The sequence below is a fragment of the Enterobacter sp. V87_3 genome (assembly GCF_029967835.1).
GTDB lineage: Bacteria > Pseudomonadota > Gammaproteobacteria > Enterobacterales > Enterobacteriaceae > Enterobacter > Enterobacter cancerogenus.
On the sequence record NZ_JASCAM010000023.1, the window covers coordinates 289471 to 303616 of the forward strand.

The window sequence follows — 14146 nt, forward strand, 5'->3', positions numbered from 1 at the left end:
ATTCGGCTAACCGTAAATTAATTCACCGTTCCCCCGGCGTTGCCGGGGGATTCCGACAGGTTACATTCACTTTTTTATGGTATCAGAAATGGCTTGTGTCTCCGTGACCATGCTCACCTGAACCCTCAACCCGCTTAAGCTGGATCACTTCACCACGCTGCCAGGCATCAGCGCCTTTAGCAACCGGGTGCGCCACAATATCCTTACGTTCTTGTTTTATAGCTTGCGTGCTGACGTTAAAGCGTTGATCTCTGTCCGCCAGCAGTTTGGGGTCTAACTGCCCTTCCCCGGTAAAGCCCATCATCAGTGTCGGAATGCCGAGCGGCAGCGTCTTATCGCGGTCGGTGTGCCAGGTATGCCAGGTCTTCCCGTAGGTATTCACAATTTTGCTCATCAACGCTTTGTCTGCCACTGCAGGTAAACCCGGGGCAATCAGACTGCCGGATTTCACTTCATATTGATGGCTATGCCACAATTTTTTTTCTTCCGGCGGCAGTGTGTTAAACAAACGCTCACTAATGATGTACTCAACGCCCATTAAACGGGCATCTTTGGTGTTACCGTCGTAGATCACCGCCTGCATCACCTCATCATTCAACACTGTTACATAATGATGGGCTTCCATCTGGCCATTTTTATCACCGCTATAAAAATGGAAACCGTCAAGATAGGCGCTAATTGCATCAACGGGCGGACGGGACTGGATAATCTGAGCACCGGCTTCCAGCGTGCTCATGCCGGCGGAGGTTTTAACACCCGGAACAGGAGTATTTGAAGGGGTATTGTTCGCGCCGCACCCCACTAAAGTCAGGCTCGACAATAATAAAAGCGATAGTGGTTTCATTGGCCCTCCCTGTAATCGTCACTTTACTGAAAGTAGTACATTCGCGCAGACCCGCCAGGAGAATTTTTACTAAATCATCGGACAAAGTGGCATACCTTCCGTTTACACACCACGTCCATGCCCCTTTCTCTCCACTTCAGGAACGGCAGCGTCAGGCTTGTTACCGCACTCCATACAAATAATGTTCTTAAGAAAGTACTTAAAGAAACGAAGGCAAGACCTGGCTGGCCGCTGGTCAAGTGCAAAAAAACAGCTAAGCTTCCCGGAAAGAAATAGAAATGGGTGCCTGTAAATGCAGGATAACTTCGGCAGTAGCTGGTTAATGTAGCTATTGGAACCTGTATTCCCGAGTGGATATGTATATACCATTGCTCTGTTTCCATTACCCAGCATTATTAACATACGCATAACTATTTTGTGCGGCATATAAAACCGAAAATTTACCTTACAGGCAGGCAAATCACCCTTATTTTCTTTTTAATTTGGTTTAATTATCTATTTTTATTATTATTTTTAGGTTATTTGACAAATTCCCCACACCTATCGCTGAGACTATTCCTAACACAGTTGGGTGAAGATCCTGGTTAATATAAAGCACCGTTAAGAATTTAATGCCACATTATAAATAACCCTATGAAAATAAATGCCTTTTTCCTCACCTCAAAAAATCAATATTTTAATTTTGTGTAAATATTGCTCCAGACGCAGAATCTCTTTTCTTCGCTCGCGTTGACACTCATTAGGAAAAAACTTAAATTCACTCCCAAGCAAAATAATTATTAAAAATTAAACTTGCCCGTCCAATTTTGGTGGGCAAAAAGAGTCTTATTTGATGGAGAATAATTCAAGCAACCTAATACCCCTGTAGTTTTACAGCCCTGACAAACAATGACGTTACAAAAATGATAACTTCAAGGACTATGAGGTGCGAAACCATATGGAATGTAAATGCTGCTCCGATAAATACATTTGGTCTGCCCATGACTCCTTCTTCTATAAAGGGCTATACGAACTGATTGCGGATATCGATGAATTAATTTATCTGTCGCTGGAGAAAATAAAAAAAGATTTTGTGTTCATCAATCTTAATACGGCTTCTTTAACCGAATTTATCAGGCGCGATAGCGAGTGGCTGACTGCAGTTAAGGGGAAGCAGGTCATATTGATTGCGGCCAGAAAGTCAGAAGCCCTGGCGAATTACTGGTATTACAATAGCAATGTCAGGGGCATTGTATACGTTGCTTTGTGTCGTGACATTCGTAAAGAGCTGGCCTATGCGATCAATGGCAGATTTCTCCGCAAAGATATTAAAAAAGATAAAATCACTGACCGGGAAATGAAAATAATTCGTTTAACAGCCCAGGGTATGCAACCCAAATCGATCGCAAGAATAGAAAATTGCAGCGTGAAGACAGTATATACCCATCGGCGTAATGCTGAGGCAAAACTGTATTCCAAAATATATAAGCTGGTTTAATAACCGTCGAATAACGTTTTTAAGATGATTCACCGGGACATCATGTCCTTAATTTAACTCAGGATGAAAAGCGATGAAAAAAAAGGTCTTGGCAATAGCTCTGGTAACGGCGTTTACCGGTATGGGTGTGGCTCAGGCTGCTGACGTAACAGCTCAGGCTGTAGCGACCTGGTCTGCGACTGCCAAAAAGGACATGACCAGCAAGCTTGTGGTGACCCCCCTGGGTAGCCTGGCGTTCCAGTATGCCGAAGGCGTCAAAGGTTTTAACTCGCAAAAAGGGCTCTTTGACGTGGCGATTGAGGGTGACTCAACGGCTACCGCCTTTAAGCTGACCTCGCGTCTTATCACCAATACCTTAACGCAGTTGGATACCTCCGGCTCCACACTGAGCGTGGGCGTGGATTACAACGGTGCGGCAGTCGAAAAAGCTGCCGATACCGTAATGATCGATACCGCAAACGGTGTACTGGGCGGCAACCTCAGTGCGCTCGCTAACGGCTACAACGCCAGCGGCCGTACCACCGCGCAGGATGGGTTCACCTTCTCCATCATCAGTGGCACCACCAACGGTACTACCGCAGTGACCGATTTCAGCACCCTACCGGAAGGGGTCTGGAGCGGCGACGTCAGCGTACAGTTTGATGCCACCTGGACCAGCTAAACCACTTGATGCACAAGCAGGGGCCCTCCCCTGCTTTTATTCACGGACGGAATTGTTATGAAAAAACGCCTTCTGGCACTCGGGCTGCTGCTCATCGGGGGGGCGCCGGCGCAGGCGCTGGATGTCGGCGATATTTCCTCATTTATGAACAGCGGCAGCAGCACGCTGAGCAAGACGATCAAAAATAGCACCGACAGCGGCCGCCTGATCAATATTCATCTCGAACGACTCTCCTCACCGCTGGATGACGGGAAGGTTATCCCAATGGACAAACCCGATGAGGTGCTGCTCACCCCTGCCAGCCTGCTGCTGCCCGCCCAGGCCAGCGATGTAATTCGTTTCTTCTACAAAGGGCCATCAGATGACAAAGAGCGCTATTACCGCATTGTCTGGTTCGATCAGGCTCTCAGTGACCTCCAGCGGGATAAAGCCAACCGCAGCGCGGTGGCTACCGCCTCTGCACGCATCGGCACCATCCTGGTAGTGGCACCCCGTCAGGTGAACTACCGCTTTCAGTACGCCAACGGCGAGCTTACTAATTCCGGGAATGCAACGCTGCGGATCCTTGCCTATGGCCCCTGCATTAAGGCTGCCAACGGTAAGGAGTGTAAGGAGAATTACTACCTGATGCCGGGTAAATCACGTCGTTTTACGCGTGTGGATACGGCGGATAAAAAAGGACGTGTTGCGCTTTGGCAGGGTGAGCAGTTTGTTCCTGTGAAATAGACAGCTGTGCAGATGGATAACGACGATGCCTCTACGACGGATTTCCCAAGAACTGAAGACGCGGTTTGCCTTCAGCATGATCTTTTTGTTCGTTCAGCCTGATGCAAGCGCTGCTGGCGTCGGTGCGCAGCAGATTGGCGGCGTGATGATTCCGCAGGCCTTCGGTCAGGCGTTGCAGGACGGCATGAGCGTCCCGCTCTATATTCATCTCGCCGGCAACCAGGATACGCGGGACGACCAGCGGATCGGCAGTGCCTTTATCTGGCTGGATGGTAGCCAGCTGCGTATAAGGCAGATCCAGCTGGAGGAGAGAGAGGATAACGCCAGCGTGAGCGAGAAGACCCGGCAGCAGCTGAACAGCCTCGCCGACGTCCCGTTCAGCGAGGCGCTCACCATTACCCTGACAGACAATGCACAGCTGGATCTTAGCCTGCGCCAGTTGTTGCTGCAGCTGGTGGTCAAACGCGAGGCGCTGGGTACTGTGCTGCGCGCGCGCAGCGATGATATTGGACAGTCCAGCGTGAACGCCGTTAGCAGCAACCTGACCTATAACCTCGGCGTCTATAACAACCAGATGCGTGATGGAGGAAGCAATACCTCCAGTTACCTGTCGCTGAACAACGTCACCGCCCTTCGGGAGCACCATGTGGCGCTGGATGGCTCGCTGTACGGTATCGGCAGCGGTCAACAAGACAGCGAATTATATAAGGCAATGTATGAACGCGATTTCGCCGGCCACCGTTTTGCGGGCGGGATGCTTGATACCTGGAACCTGCAGTCGCTGGGACCAATGACCGCCATTTCGGCCGGGAAGATTTACGGTCTTTCCTGGGGAAATCAGGCCAGCTCCACCGTTTTCGACAGCAGTCAGTCGACCACGCCAGTGATCGCTTTTTTACCCGCAGCGGGAGAAGTGCATCTTATCCGTGACGGGCGACTGCTGAGCGTTCAGAACTTCGCTATGGGTAGCTATGAAGTGGATACCCGCGGACTACCGTACGGTATTTATGATGTGGAAGTGGAAGCGATCGTCAACGGTCGCGTGGTCAGCAAACGCACTCAGCGAGTCAATAAGCTGTTCAGCCGGGGACGCGGCGTGGGTGCGCCACTGGCGTGGCAGATATGGAGCGGCAGCTTTCATATGGATCGCTGGTCAGAAAACGGGAAAAAGACGCGGCCGGCAAAAGAGAGCTGGCTGGCTGGCCTCTCGGCGTCCGGCTCGCTCGACACGTTGAGTTGGGCTGCAACCGGATACGGCTATGACAATCAGGCGGTGGGCGAAACCCGTCTGACACTGCCACTGGGTGAGTCGGTCAACGTTAATCTGCAAAGTATGCTGGCCAGCGATAGCTCATGGAGTGGCGTCGGTAGTATCAGCGCCACGTTGCCTGGGGGCTTCAGTTCGCTGTGGGTCAACCAGGAGAAAACTCGCATTGGCGATCAATTACGGCGCAGCGATGCTGACAACCGGGCCATCGGCGGAACCTTAAACCTCAACGCATTATGGTCGAAGCTGGGCACCTTTAGCATCAGCTACAACGATGACCGGCGTTACAACAGCCATTACTACACGGCGGATTATTATCAGACGGTCTACAGTGGCACCTTTGGCTCCCTGGGCCTGCGGGCGGGGATCCAGCGCTTTAACAATGGCAACAGCAGCGCCAATACCGGGAAATATATTGCCCTCGACCTTTCGCTGCCTTTAGGGAACTGGTTCAGTGCCGGGATGACCCATCAGAACGGCTACACCATGGCCAACCTGTCGGCGCGTAAACAGTTTGATGAAGGAACAATTCGCACCATCGGCACCAATCTGTCGCGGGCCATCTCCGGGGATACCCGGGATGACAAGACACTCAGCGGCGGAGCCTATGCCCAATTTGATGCCCGCTACGCCAGTGGAACCCTTAACGTCAACAGCGCAGCGGACGGCTACGTTAATACCAACCTGACTGCCAGCGGCAGTGTCGGCTGGCAGGGCAAAAACCTCGCCGCCAGCGGACGCACCGACGGCAACGCCGGTGTGATATTCAACACCGGACTGGATGATGACGGGCAGATAAGCGCCAAAGTAAACGGGCGAATTTTCCCACTCAGCGGCAAACGTAACTATCTGCCCCTCTCTCCCTATGGCAGGTATGAGGTGGAACTGCAGAACAGTAAAAATTCGCTCGACAGCTACGACATCGTCAGCGGACGCAAGAGTCATCTGACGCTCTATCCCGGCAACGTCGCAGTGATTGAGCCAGAGGTGAAACAAATGGTCACCGTCTCCGGTCGTATCCGCGCGGAAGACGGCACGGTGATGGCTAATGCACGAATTAACAACCATATCGGCCGGACCCGAACCGATGAAAGCGGCGAGTTTGTCATGGACGTGGACAAGAGTTATCCCACTATCGATTTTAGCTATGGCGGCAATAAGACCTGCGAAGTGGCGCTGGATCTCAGCAACGCGCGTGGTGCCGTCTGGGTTGGGGATGTGGTCTGTAGCGGCCTCTCATCATGGGCGGCAGTACAGCAGACAGGAGATAAGAATGAAAGTTAACCCACTGATAATGCTGGCGATCCTCGCGCTACTCTGGCCAGTGACTGCGCTCAGGGCCGCCGTGACCAAAACCACGTGGCCGGATGCACCGGCGCGTGAGTTTGTGTTCGTTGAAAACAACTCCGACGATAACTTTTTCGTCACACCGGGCGGGGTACTGGACCCACGCCTGACCGGTGCCAACCGCTGGACCGGTTTGAAATACACAGGCTCGGGCACCATTTATCAGCAGAGCCTCGGCTATATCGATAACGGCTACAACACCGTGCTTAATGCCAACTGGAAGTTTGATATGTGGCTTGAAAATTCGCCGGTGTCGCACCCCTTGACCGGCCTTCGATGCATCAACTGGTACGCCGGTTGCGATATGGCTACCAGCCTAATCCTGCCGCAAACCACCGATGCCAGCGGATTTTATGGCGCAACAGTGGCCAGCGGGGGCGCAAAGTGGATGCATGGCATGATGTCCGACGCGTTCTATCAGTATCTGCAGCAGATGCCCGTCGGCGGCAGCTTTACGATGACCATCAATGCCTGCCAGACCTCTGCGACCTATGACGCCAGCAGCGGTGCCCGCTGTAAGGATCAGTCCTCCGGCAACTGGTATGTCCGCAACGTCACCCATACCAAAGCCGCAAATCTGCGGTTGATCAATACCAATTCCCTGGCGGAGGTATTTATCAACAGTGACGGTGTACCGACTCTGGGTGAGGGAAATGCCGACTGCCGGACGCAAACCATCGGCAGCTTATCAGGATTAAGCTGTAAAATGGTCAGCTATACCTTGCAGACAAACGGGTTAAGTAACACCTCGATCCGTATTTTCCCGGCAATTGCCAATTCGTCGCTTGCCTCTGCCGTCGGTATATACGATATGCAATTCAGCCTGAATGGCAGTTCGTGGAAGCCAGTAAGCAATACTGCCTATTTCTATAACTTCAACGAGATGAAGAGCGCAGATTCGATCTATGTTTTCTTTTCAAGCAACTTTTTTAAGCAGATGGTTAATCTCGGGATCAGCGATATTAACACCAAGGATCTGTTTAACTTTCGCTTCCAGAACATCACCTCGCCGGAGTCGGGATGGTACGAGTTTTCCACCTCCAATACGCTGATTATCAAGCCCCGTGATTTTAGCATCAGCATTATCTCCGACGAATATACGTCGTCGCCATCACGGGAGGGATTTGTCGGCAGCGACGAACCGGCACTTGATTTCGGCTACATCGTCACCACCAGCGGTAAAACGGCCGCCGACGAAGTACTCATCAAGGTGACCGGACCGTCACAGGTGATTGGCGGGCGTTCCTACTGTCTCTTCAGCTCCGACGACGGTACTGCAAAAGTGCCATTTCCGGCCACGCTCTCATTTATTACCCGCAGCGGGACGGAGCAGTCCTACGATGCCGGGTGCGATGACAGCTGGCGGGATATGTCCGAGGCGCTTTGGCTGACTACGCCCTGGACCGATATCTCCGGCGAAGTCGGGCAGTTGGATAAAACGACGGTGAAATTTTCGATTCCGATGGATAACACCATTTCACTGCGTACGGTAGACGATAATGGCTGGTTTGGCGAAGTCAGCGCTTCAGGAGAAATTCATGTTCAGGCGACGTGGCGTAACATTAATTAAAGCCCTGCTGGCCCTGGGCTTGCTTCTCGCAGCTTCTCAGACACAGGCTATCTCGGTCGGTAACCTCACCTTCTCCCTGCCGGCTGAGATGGATTTCGCCAGCAAACGGGTAGTGAACAACAACAAAAGCGCGCGGCTGTACCGCATTGCTGTTAGCGCCATCGATCGCCCTGGTGGCGGTGAAGTGCGCTCCCGACCGGTGGATGGCGAACTGTTGTTCGCCCCCCGACAGCTCACGTTACAGGCCGGAGAAAGCGAGTATTTCAAATTTTATTATCATGGCCCCCGAGATAACCGCGAACGCTACTACCGGATTTCATTTCGCGAGATCCCCACCCGCAACCTGACGAGGCAGAGCCCGACAGGTGGCGAGGTCAGCATGGAGCCGGTGGTGGTGATGGATACCATTCTGGTCGTTCGCCCGCGTCAGGTTCAGTTTCAATGGACCTTCGACAAGGTGGCCGGGACGGTGAGCAATATCGGTAACACCTGGTTTAAATTGCTGATCAAACCGGGATGTGATTCGACCGAAGATGAGGGCGACGCTTGGTATCTGCGTCCCGGTGATGTGGTTCGTCAGCCGGCGCTGCGTCTGTCGGGACATCATTATCTGATTTATAACGACAAATTTATAAAGATCAGCGATACCTGCCCGGCGGAGCCCCGACCAGCGGACTGAACCTTTTATCAATTGATAATCAGCATGACACTGGCGTGCTGATTAATGAGCATGCACAGGCCGAGTATGGAAAGAGATGACATAAATATAGAATTGGCATCAAGCTATGAGTGTAATGGTGACTATTTCTATGCTTGCAGACTCTGGCTAAGAGCCGCACGCTATACGCAGAATATTGAGAAATTTATCTGGATTCGTAAACGACTGAGGCGATGCAAGGCGTTGATGTGCATCTCTGGGCTAATCAGGACACACAGATGTGAGTAATGTCTCCAGGCTTATATGAAAATCCGAAATGTGGGTGTGAATTTTATTGAAGAGGGAATATATGCGTACTCGTCCAGCCTCCCGATTGTTAGTCCTTTCACCTGAACATCATGTACTGCTCTTTAGATTCTGCCATAAAGATGATGCTCTAAAGGGAAAAACATACTGGGCTACGCCAGGCGGAGGACTTGAGCACAATGAGTCTTTTGAGCAGGCAGCGTTACGTGAATTATTTGAAGAAACGGGCCTGGCAAGAAGCACTGCGGGGCCACAAATAGCCTCCAGGACCTTCCCGATGATGCTGCCCAGTGGTGAGACCGTTCTTGCTGAAGAACGTTTCTTTATTATAAATGCAGATAAATCAGATATTGACCGTTCAGGTTGGAGTAACAATGAAAGAGAAGTTATGCGCGATCACTACTGGTGGAGCTTAGAAGAGCTCAGACAAACCAATGAAATCATCTTCCCATACGATTTGATAATCAACCTACTTGACGGCTTCCTCAGCACCTCATTCACCGAACAGGCTTAGAAGTCCGCTCCTGGTACGCAGCGGACAAGCTAACTGGGCTAAACGTCTGCTAAGAGCGGACATTGTGAATTCTGAGCAGGCAGACTCCACTTGCTTTGCCACAAACATGGTGAGTTTAGTTTTCGGAATCCTTATTGTCGGTAACTAAAGAGTGAAGTACCTCATCGGCCGCCTTTACCCAGGGCTGCATGATCTGCTGCTCACGCAAAATATTAAGGCCCTGCGCCGTAAAAGTTCCTTCTGTCGCGACTGCCTACAGCAGGTTATCAAGAGGCACCCCGTCGTTATGACCAGCATAAGCGGCACAGTCGTGCATCGCGCCAAGCACAAGACTGCGGGCATGATGCTGCGGCATGCCTTTTTTCGCTAACCAGCTCTGTAGGCCGTCAGCGAGGTGATAAAACCAGCCGTTCATGCACATGCTGACCGTCGCCAGTTCGAACAACTCTTCATTTTCCAGAACAATCACTTCACCGAGTGCGGAAAAGAATGTCCGGGTTTTCTCATCGCAGGCCGTCAGCACAACCGTCGTCTGGTTTATCCCGGCGGCATACGTAAGCATCATTCTCACCACATGTTTGTGACCGAACAGCGCCTGCAGATGGTCCATACCGACGCCCGCAACCAGCGAAACCAGCAGCTGATGGGGTTTAAGCGATACCTCTGACGCCAGTCCGGCAAGCGAATCAGGCCGGACGCCGGCAATAACCATATCGGCATCTTCAGCGGCTGCCTGACTGCTGCCGGCTACCTGGCAGCCGCAGGTTTCACGAAGCCTGTCTGCACGCCCGGCATTTCTGGGTGAAAGCACGATTTCAGCAGCAGTTTCGGCGGCGGCCAGGCCGGCCACGATTTTTTCCGTGAGTTCCCCCACGCCTAAAATACCCATTTTCATTTGCCGTTCCTTTTATTTTCAGCTGGCACCACTGCGTGCTGCCGGGCCGCTTATCCGTCCGCCGCTCACGACGGTATACCACCGGGCTATGCGGTAAACGCCCTCAAGCAGCGGCGTGCCGCACCGCAAATATAGCCCATTGCTCTTTTTAACCAATTCAGGCTGAGCCAGCGGCATACTACAGATGTCGCGCACCGCCTGCGGCGTCAGCAAATGAATATCATCAACGTATCTCGTCTGTACCAGCGCGGCCGGATAGCTTTTCCCCAGACGCCAGAGGGCGTTCTCCAGTCCGGTAAACCCTGCCAGTAATGCTGCAATCAGGCAGGGTAGAAGAACGGCATAAGGCACCTTCTGCCGCGCAACCTTAATGCCCTTCATCGTCATTATCCCTCTTCCGTCAGGGAGGGTGGCGAACGCCAGCGGTCGGCGACGGCGGCGGCGAGCATGACCGCGAGCGAAGGCAGTAGCCAGGCGAGACCCTGATTGTGAAGTGGGAGATACTGCACCAGCCTAAAGGGCCACACACTGATGCCGGCCGAAGAAAGCGCGTCAGCAATGCCGAACACAAACGATACCAGCGCGGCGGGCGCGATAACACGGGTATGAGAGTAAAAACGTGCCCGGATGAAGTAAGTCAGGACGAGTACGATAAAGACCGGATACACGGCAGTCAGCGCCGGCACCGAGAAAGCGATAAGCTGCGTCAGGCCCATATTAGAAACCAGCATGGAGAAAGCCGCGAAGAACCAGGCATAAGCGCGATAGCTGATCCGGGTCACGGAACTGAACCAGGCGGCGCAGGCGCAGGTCAGACCAATGGCGGTGACCAGGCAGGCCAGCGTAATGAGCGCGCCCAGGAACACGTCTCCGCCTGCGCCAAAGACATGGTGTACGTAGGCGCTGAGCACCTGCGCCCCGTTTGTGGCGCTTACTGTCAGCCCCATACTGCCGGTGCCGAGCCGGAAGAGGCTCAGATAAACCAGCGCCAGACCGGCGCCCGCAATCAGGCCGGAGCATACGGCATAACGCGTGATGAGCCGCCCGGAGGTCACGCCCCGTGAGCGGATAGCGTTAACGATAACGAGGCCAAAAGCCAGAGAGGCCATCGTATCCATAGTCAGGTAACCGCTGGTCAGGCCCTGTGAAAAGGCGGCCGTTGCGTATACCCCTTCCGGAGCACGGGGCTGGCCTGCAGGATAAGCCAGCGCCGCTACGGCAAGGACAATCAGAGCCAGAATCTTGACCGGGGACAGGAATCTGCCCACCGTATCTAGCAGCCTACCGGGATAGAGCGAAACCAGAATAACAATGCCAAAATACACTGCGCTCCAGACCGGCAGCCAGCGTTCGCTGCCCGTAAACGGCTGAACGGCGAGCTCATAGGAAACCGTCGCAGTACGCGGCGTGGCAAAGAACGGTCCGATGCAAAGGTAACAGATAACGGCCAGCAGTAAGCCGCACACCCTGCCAGCCGGGCGGGTGACGGCGGATAATGCCCTGCCAGCCGGGCGGGTGACGGCGGATAATGCCCCGCCAGCCTTTGCCATCACAATGGCGGTAATAACGGGAAGCCCGACGCCCGTCAGCAGAAATCCCGCCGCTGCCGTCCAGACAGATGTACCGGCCTGCAGGCCGATGAACGGTGGAAAGATGATATTACCGGCGCCGACGAACAGGGCAAAGTTCATGAAGCCAAGGATAATGATGTCTCTGATGCGAAATGTGTTCATTGATGTGCCATAGATGTGTTTGCAGGGGCTGTTACGCAGCGCGGTCAGCCTGATTATTCATTTCACAGAAGCCGAGAGCACCAGAGATGATGCCCCAGGCGGGCCGTAATGCCGTTATTTCAGGGCGGAATAAACTTGCTCACCGAAGAGCAGGAAGGCTATGACAATCATGGCAATGCCCGAGAACTGGCTGACCCGCCGCGCCGCCTCCGGACGCGTACGAAGGATCGCTTTTGAACCCAGCCCGACAGCGCTGTACACCACAGCACAGTTAATAATCTGAATCATCCCCATGAAGAAAATCTGCACGCCAACTGACCAGCCGGCGTCACGGCTGGTGAACTGTGGCAGAAGCGCCAGAAAAAGCAGCAGCGCTTTCGGGTTGATCCCGCTGATGCCAAACCCCTTCATCAGCGTCCGGAACCTGTTTACCTCCCCGCCAAAGTTACCTGCAGACGGAACCGGGGGATTGCGCAGGACGCCGGCCCCGAGCCACAGCAGATAGGCCGCTCCGGCATAGGTAAGCACCGTCAGAATGACCGGCATGCTGGCGACCAGTGCTCCAACGCCGGCCGCGACGACAACCGTTATGACAACATACCCCAGCAGCATGCCGGACACAGCCGGAAGCAGCATTCTGTTGCGCATGCCGGAAGAAATGGCATAGGCCCAGTCCGCTCCGGGCGTCATAACAAGAGAAAACGATACAATCCAGAACGCTGCTAGCAAACTGAAATCCACTTCATCACCTTTCTGTTCAGTTAAAAACTAAAAACGATCTTATCAACTGATGTGCGGGATAACTTTCCAGATTAGCCTTTGATGGCGGTTCTTTTAGAAGATGTTTGCTTTAAATCGGGTATAATGAGAAATATATTCCAGATCTGAATCGTGTGGATTTGACTACCTGATAAGGCGGGAACGTGGACAGAACCGATAAAAAGATCATTGCTGAACTCCAGGCTGACGGACGCCTGTCCCTGACAGAGCTGGCGGACAAGGTCGGGCTGAGCCTTTCCCCCTGCCACCGTCGCGTTAAAAGCCTTGAAGAGACGGGCATCATCAGTGGATATCGTGCTCAGGTCGATACCGCCAAGCTCGGACTGAGCTTTTCAGTGATCGTTTTTGTATCACTTGAAAAGGCCGATCGTCAGGCGGTAAGCAGCTTTGAGGAGGCGGTGGTTGACGTCCCAGAGGTGATAAACGCGCAGCGCCTGTTTGGTAACCCGGATTATATGCTGCACGTCCTGACACGGGACATGGAGAGCTTTCAGCGGCTCTATGATCTCGACCTTTCAGCGCTGCCAGGCGTTCAGCGCCTGACCTCAACACTGATCATGAAAACGGTTGTTAATAACAGACCGGTAGTTCCCTGATTCAGGAAGATAAAGTCACCGATAATTATGACGGTCACGCAGAGCCGCCCAGCAAACAACGTCCGCTTTTGACACAGGGCTGCTTTTGCAGCCCTCATAAATTAAACTTCAATAGACTCAGATATCTCTAGGGCATCATCCACTTCAATACCGAGATAATGGACGGTACTTTCGAGTTTCTTGTGACCTAAAAGTAGCTGGATCACTCGAAGATTCTTCGTTTTTTTATAGATCAGATATGGCTTGGTTCTTCGCATAGAATGCGTGCTGTACAGAGCCTCGTCGAGACCCAGCTTATCAATCCATCCATGAAAAATACGGTTATATTGCCTTGTTGAGATATGTTGTGAAGAACCGACGCGGGACTGGAACAGATAGTCGCTACTACGTAGATGAGCCATTTTGATCCACGCTGCTACAGACTCTCTTGTTCCTTTAGTCAGTTCAAACTGAACGGGGCTTCCCGTTTTTTGCTGCAGCACTGTCGCTCTGCCCGAAACAGAGTGCCCATAGGCCACATCAGAAACTTTTAGCTTAACCAGATCACAGCCCCGAAGTTTACTGTCCAGAGCCATGTTAAATAGAGCTAAATCGCGTACTTTTCCTTCCAGCTCAAGTCTGATACGGATTCCCCAGATATGAGAGATCTGAAGAGGCCGTTTCTGGCCAATGATACGGCCCTTGTTCCAGGGGGGTGTTGTCATGCTCAATCTCCTTTGGGTTAGGAGATGTGATTATGGTTGTCCCATATGAGCGAAAAGCGGACATCTAA

At 52.6% G+C, this 14146-nt stretch carries 14 protein-coding genes; 8 read left to right on the top strand and 6 right to left on the bottom strand.

Features of this window, described 5'->3' with window-relative positions; translation table 11 throughout:
- Positions 1 to 82: 82 nt before the first annotated feature.
- Complete coding sequence (locus QLG21_RS12400; protein WP_282484518.1) at positions 83 to 844, bottom strand: OBAP family protein; 762 nt, start codon at positions 842 to 844, stop codon at positions 83 to 85.
- 937 nt (positions 845 to 1781) lie between these two features.
- On the opposite strand from QLG21_RS12400, the gene QLG21_RS12405 reads away from it, so the two are divergent.
- The 7 genes from QLG21_RS12405 to QLG21_RS12435 all read left to right on the top strand — a co-directional run bounded on the left by QLG21_RS12405 (position 1782) and on the right by QLG21_RS12435 (position 9370).
- On the top strand, positions 1782 to 2321 hold the full coding sequence (locus tag QLG21_RS12405) for a helix-turn-helix transcriptional regulator (RefSeq protein WP_137848902.1): 540 nt from the start codon (positions 1782 to 1784) through the stop codon (positions 2319 to 2321).
- A gap of 73 nt (positions 2322 to 2394) precedes the next feature.
- Positions 2395 to 2982 (top strand): common pilus major fimbrillin subunit EcpA, encoded by a 588-nt coding sequence (ecpA, locus tag QLG21_RS12410; RefSeq protein ID WP_282484519.1) that lies wholly within the window; start codon positions 2395 to 2397, stop codon positions 2980 to 2982.
- A 57-nt stretch (positions 2983 to 3039) separates the two neighbouring features.
- On the top strand, positions 3040 to 3708 hold the full coding sequence (locus tag QLG21_RS12415; protein ID WP_137273305.1) for a hypothetical protein: 669 nt from the start codon (positions 3040 to 3042) through the stop codon (positions 3706 to 3708).
- A gap of 25 nt (positions 3709 to 3733) precedes the next feature.
- Entirely contained in the window at positions 3734 to 6259 is a 2526-nt protein-coding gene (locus QLG21_RS12420; protein WP_282484520.1) for a fimbrial biogenesis outer membrane usher protein, read from the top strand.
- A complete protein-coding gene (locus QLG21_RS12425; RefSeq protein ID WP_282484521.1) occupies positions 6249 to 7892 on the top strand; it encodes a hypothetical protein in 1644 nt (547 codons plus the stop codon). The genes QLG21_RS12420 and QLG21_RS12425 overlap by 11 nt, the downstream gene beginning before the upstream one ends.
- The gene (locus QLG21_RS12430; protein WP_282484522.1) at positions 7861 to 8571 is read left to right on the top strand and encodes a fimbria/pilus periplasmic chaperone; all 711 of its coding nucleotides are present in this window, start codon (positions 7861 to 7863) and stop codon (positions 8569 to 8571) included. Before QLG21_RS12425 ends, QLG21_RS12430 begins: the two co-directional genes overlap by 32 nt.
- Before the next feature lie 328 nt (positions 8572 to 8899).
- Positions 8900 to 9370 (top strand): NUDIX domain-containing protein, encoded by a 471-nt coding sequence (locus QLG21_RS12435; RefSeq protein WP_282484523.1) that lies wholly within the window; start codon positions 8900 to 8902, stop codon positions 9368 to 9370.
- Positions 9371 to 9623: 253 nt separating this feature from the next.
- On the opposite strand, the gene QLG21_RS12440 is transcribed toward QLG21_RS12435, so the two are convergent.
- From QLG21_RS12440 to QLG21_RS12455, 4 genes are all read right to left on the bottom strand, one after another.
- Positions 9624 to 10265: an NAD(P)-binding domain-containing protein gene (locus QLG21_RS12440; RefSeq protein ID WP_282484524.1), complete on the bottom strand. Its 642-nt coding sequence runs from the start codon at positions 10263 to 10265 to the stop codon at positions 9624 to 9626.
- An 18-nt stretch (positions 10266 to 10283) separates the two neighbouring features.
- Positions 10284 to 10652: a hypothetical protein gene (locus QLG21_RS12445; protein WP_282484525.1), complete on the bottom strand. Its 369-nt coding sequence runs from the start codon at positions 10650 to 10652 to the stop codon at positions 10284 to 10286.
- On the bottom strand, positions 10652 to 11998 hold the full coding sequence (gene brnQ / locus QLG21_RS12450) for a branched-chain amino acid transport system II carrier protein (RefSeq protein ID WP_282484526.1): 1347 nt from the start codon (positions 11996 to 11998) through the stop codon (positions 10652 to 10654). Before brnQ ends, QLG21_RS12445 begins: the two co-directional genes overlap by 1 nt.
- 114 nt (positions 11999 to 12112) lie before the next feature.
- Entirely contained in the window at positions 12113 to 12739 is a 627-nt protein-coding gene (locus QLG21_RS12455; RefSeq protein ID WP_282484527.1) for a LysE family translocator, read from the bottom strand.
- 182 nt (positions 12740 to 12921) lie between these two features.
- Here QLG21_RS12455 and QLG21_RS12460 point away from each other — a divergent pair, with 182 nt between their 5' ends.
- On the top strand, positions 12922 to 13374 hold the full coding sequence (locus QLG21_RS12460) for an Lrp/AsnC family transcriptional regulator (protein WP_088208350.1): 453 nt from the start codon (positions 12922 to 12924) through the stop codon (positions 13372 to 13374).
- 101 nt (positions 13375 to 13475) lie between these two features.
- Here the strand turns inward: QLG21_RS12460 and QLG21_RS12465 are convergent, their stop codons facing one another.
- Positions 13476 to 14078 carry a site-specific integrase gene (locus QLG21_RS12465; protein ID WP_282484528.1) on the bottom strand — a complete coding sequence of 201 codons (603 nt, stop codon included), beginning with the start codon at positions 14076 to 14078 and terminating at the stop codon, positions 13476 to 13478.
- Positions 14079 to 14146: the final 68 nt, after the last annotated feature.

Bases quoted from the DNA above. Each gene is read 5' to 3' on its own strand.
- QLG21_RS12440 (WP_282484524.1), bottom strand. From the start codon at position 10,265: ATGAAAATGGGTATTTTAGGCGTGGGGGAACTCACGGAAAAAATCGTG.
- brnQ (WP_282484526.1), bottom strand. From the start codon at position 11,998: ATGAACACATTTCGCATCAGAGACATCATTATCCTTGGCTTCATGAAC.
- QLG21_RS12435 (WP_282484523.1), top strand. From the start codon at position 8,900: ATGCGTACTCGTCCAGCCTCCCGATTGTTAGTCCTTTCACCTGAACAT.
- QLG21_RS12420 (WP_282484520.1), top strand. From the start codon at position 3,734: ATGCCTCTACGACGGATTTCCCAAGAACTGAAGACGCGGTTTGCCTTC.
- QLG21_RS12465 (WP_282484528.1), bottom strand. From the start codon at position 14,078: ATGACAACACCCCCCTGGAACAAGGGCCGTATCATTGGCCAGAAACGG.
- QLG21_RS12430 (WP_282484522.1), top strand. From the start codon at position 7,861: ATGTTCAGGCGACGTGGCGTAACATTAATTAAAGCCCTGCTGGCCCTG.
- QLG21_RS12445 (WP_282484525.1), bottom strand. From the start codon at position 10,652: ATGACGATGAAGGGCATTAAGGTTGCGCGGCAGAAGGTGCCTTATGCC.
- QLG21_RS12425 (WP_282484521.1), top strand. From the start codon at position 6,249: ATGAAAGTTAACCCACTGATAATGCTGGCGATCCTCGCGCTACTCTGG.
- ecpA (WP_282484519.1), top strand. From the start codon at position 2,395: ATGAAAAAAAAGGTCTTGGCAATAGCTCTGGTAACGGCGTTTACCGGT.
- QLG21_RS12400 (WP_282484518.1), bottom strand. From the start codon at position 844: ATGAAACCACTATCGCTTTTATTATTGTCGAGCCTGACTTTAGTGGGG.
- QLG21_RS12415 (WP_137273305.1), top strand. From the start codon at position 3,040: ATGAAAAAACGCCTTCTGGCACTCGGGCTGCTGCTCATCGGGGGGGCG.
- QLG21_RS12405 (WP_137848902.1), top strand. From the start codon at position 1,782: ATGGAATGTAAATGCTGCTCCGATAAATACATTTGGTCTGCCCATGAC.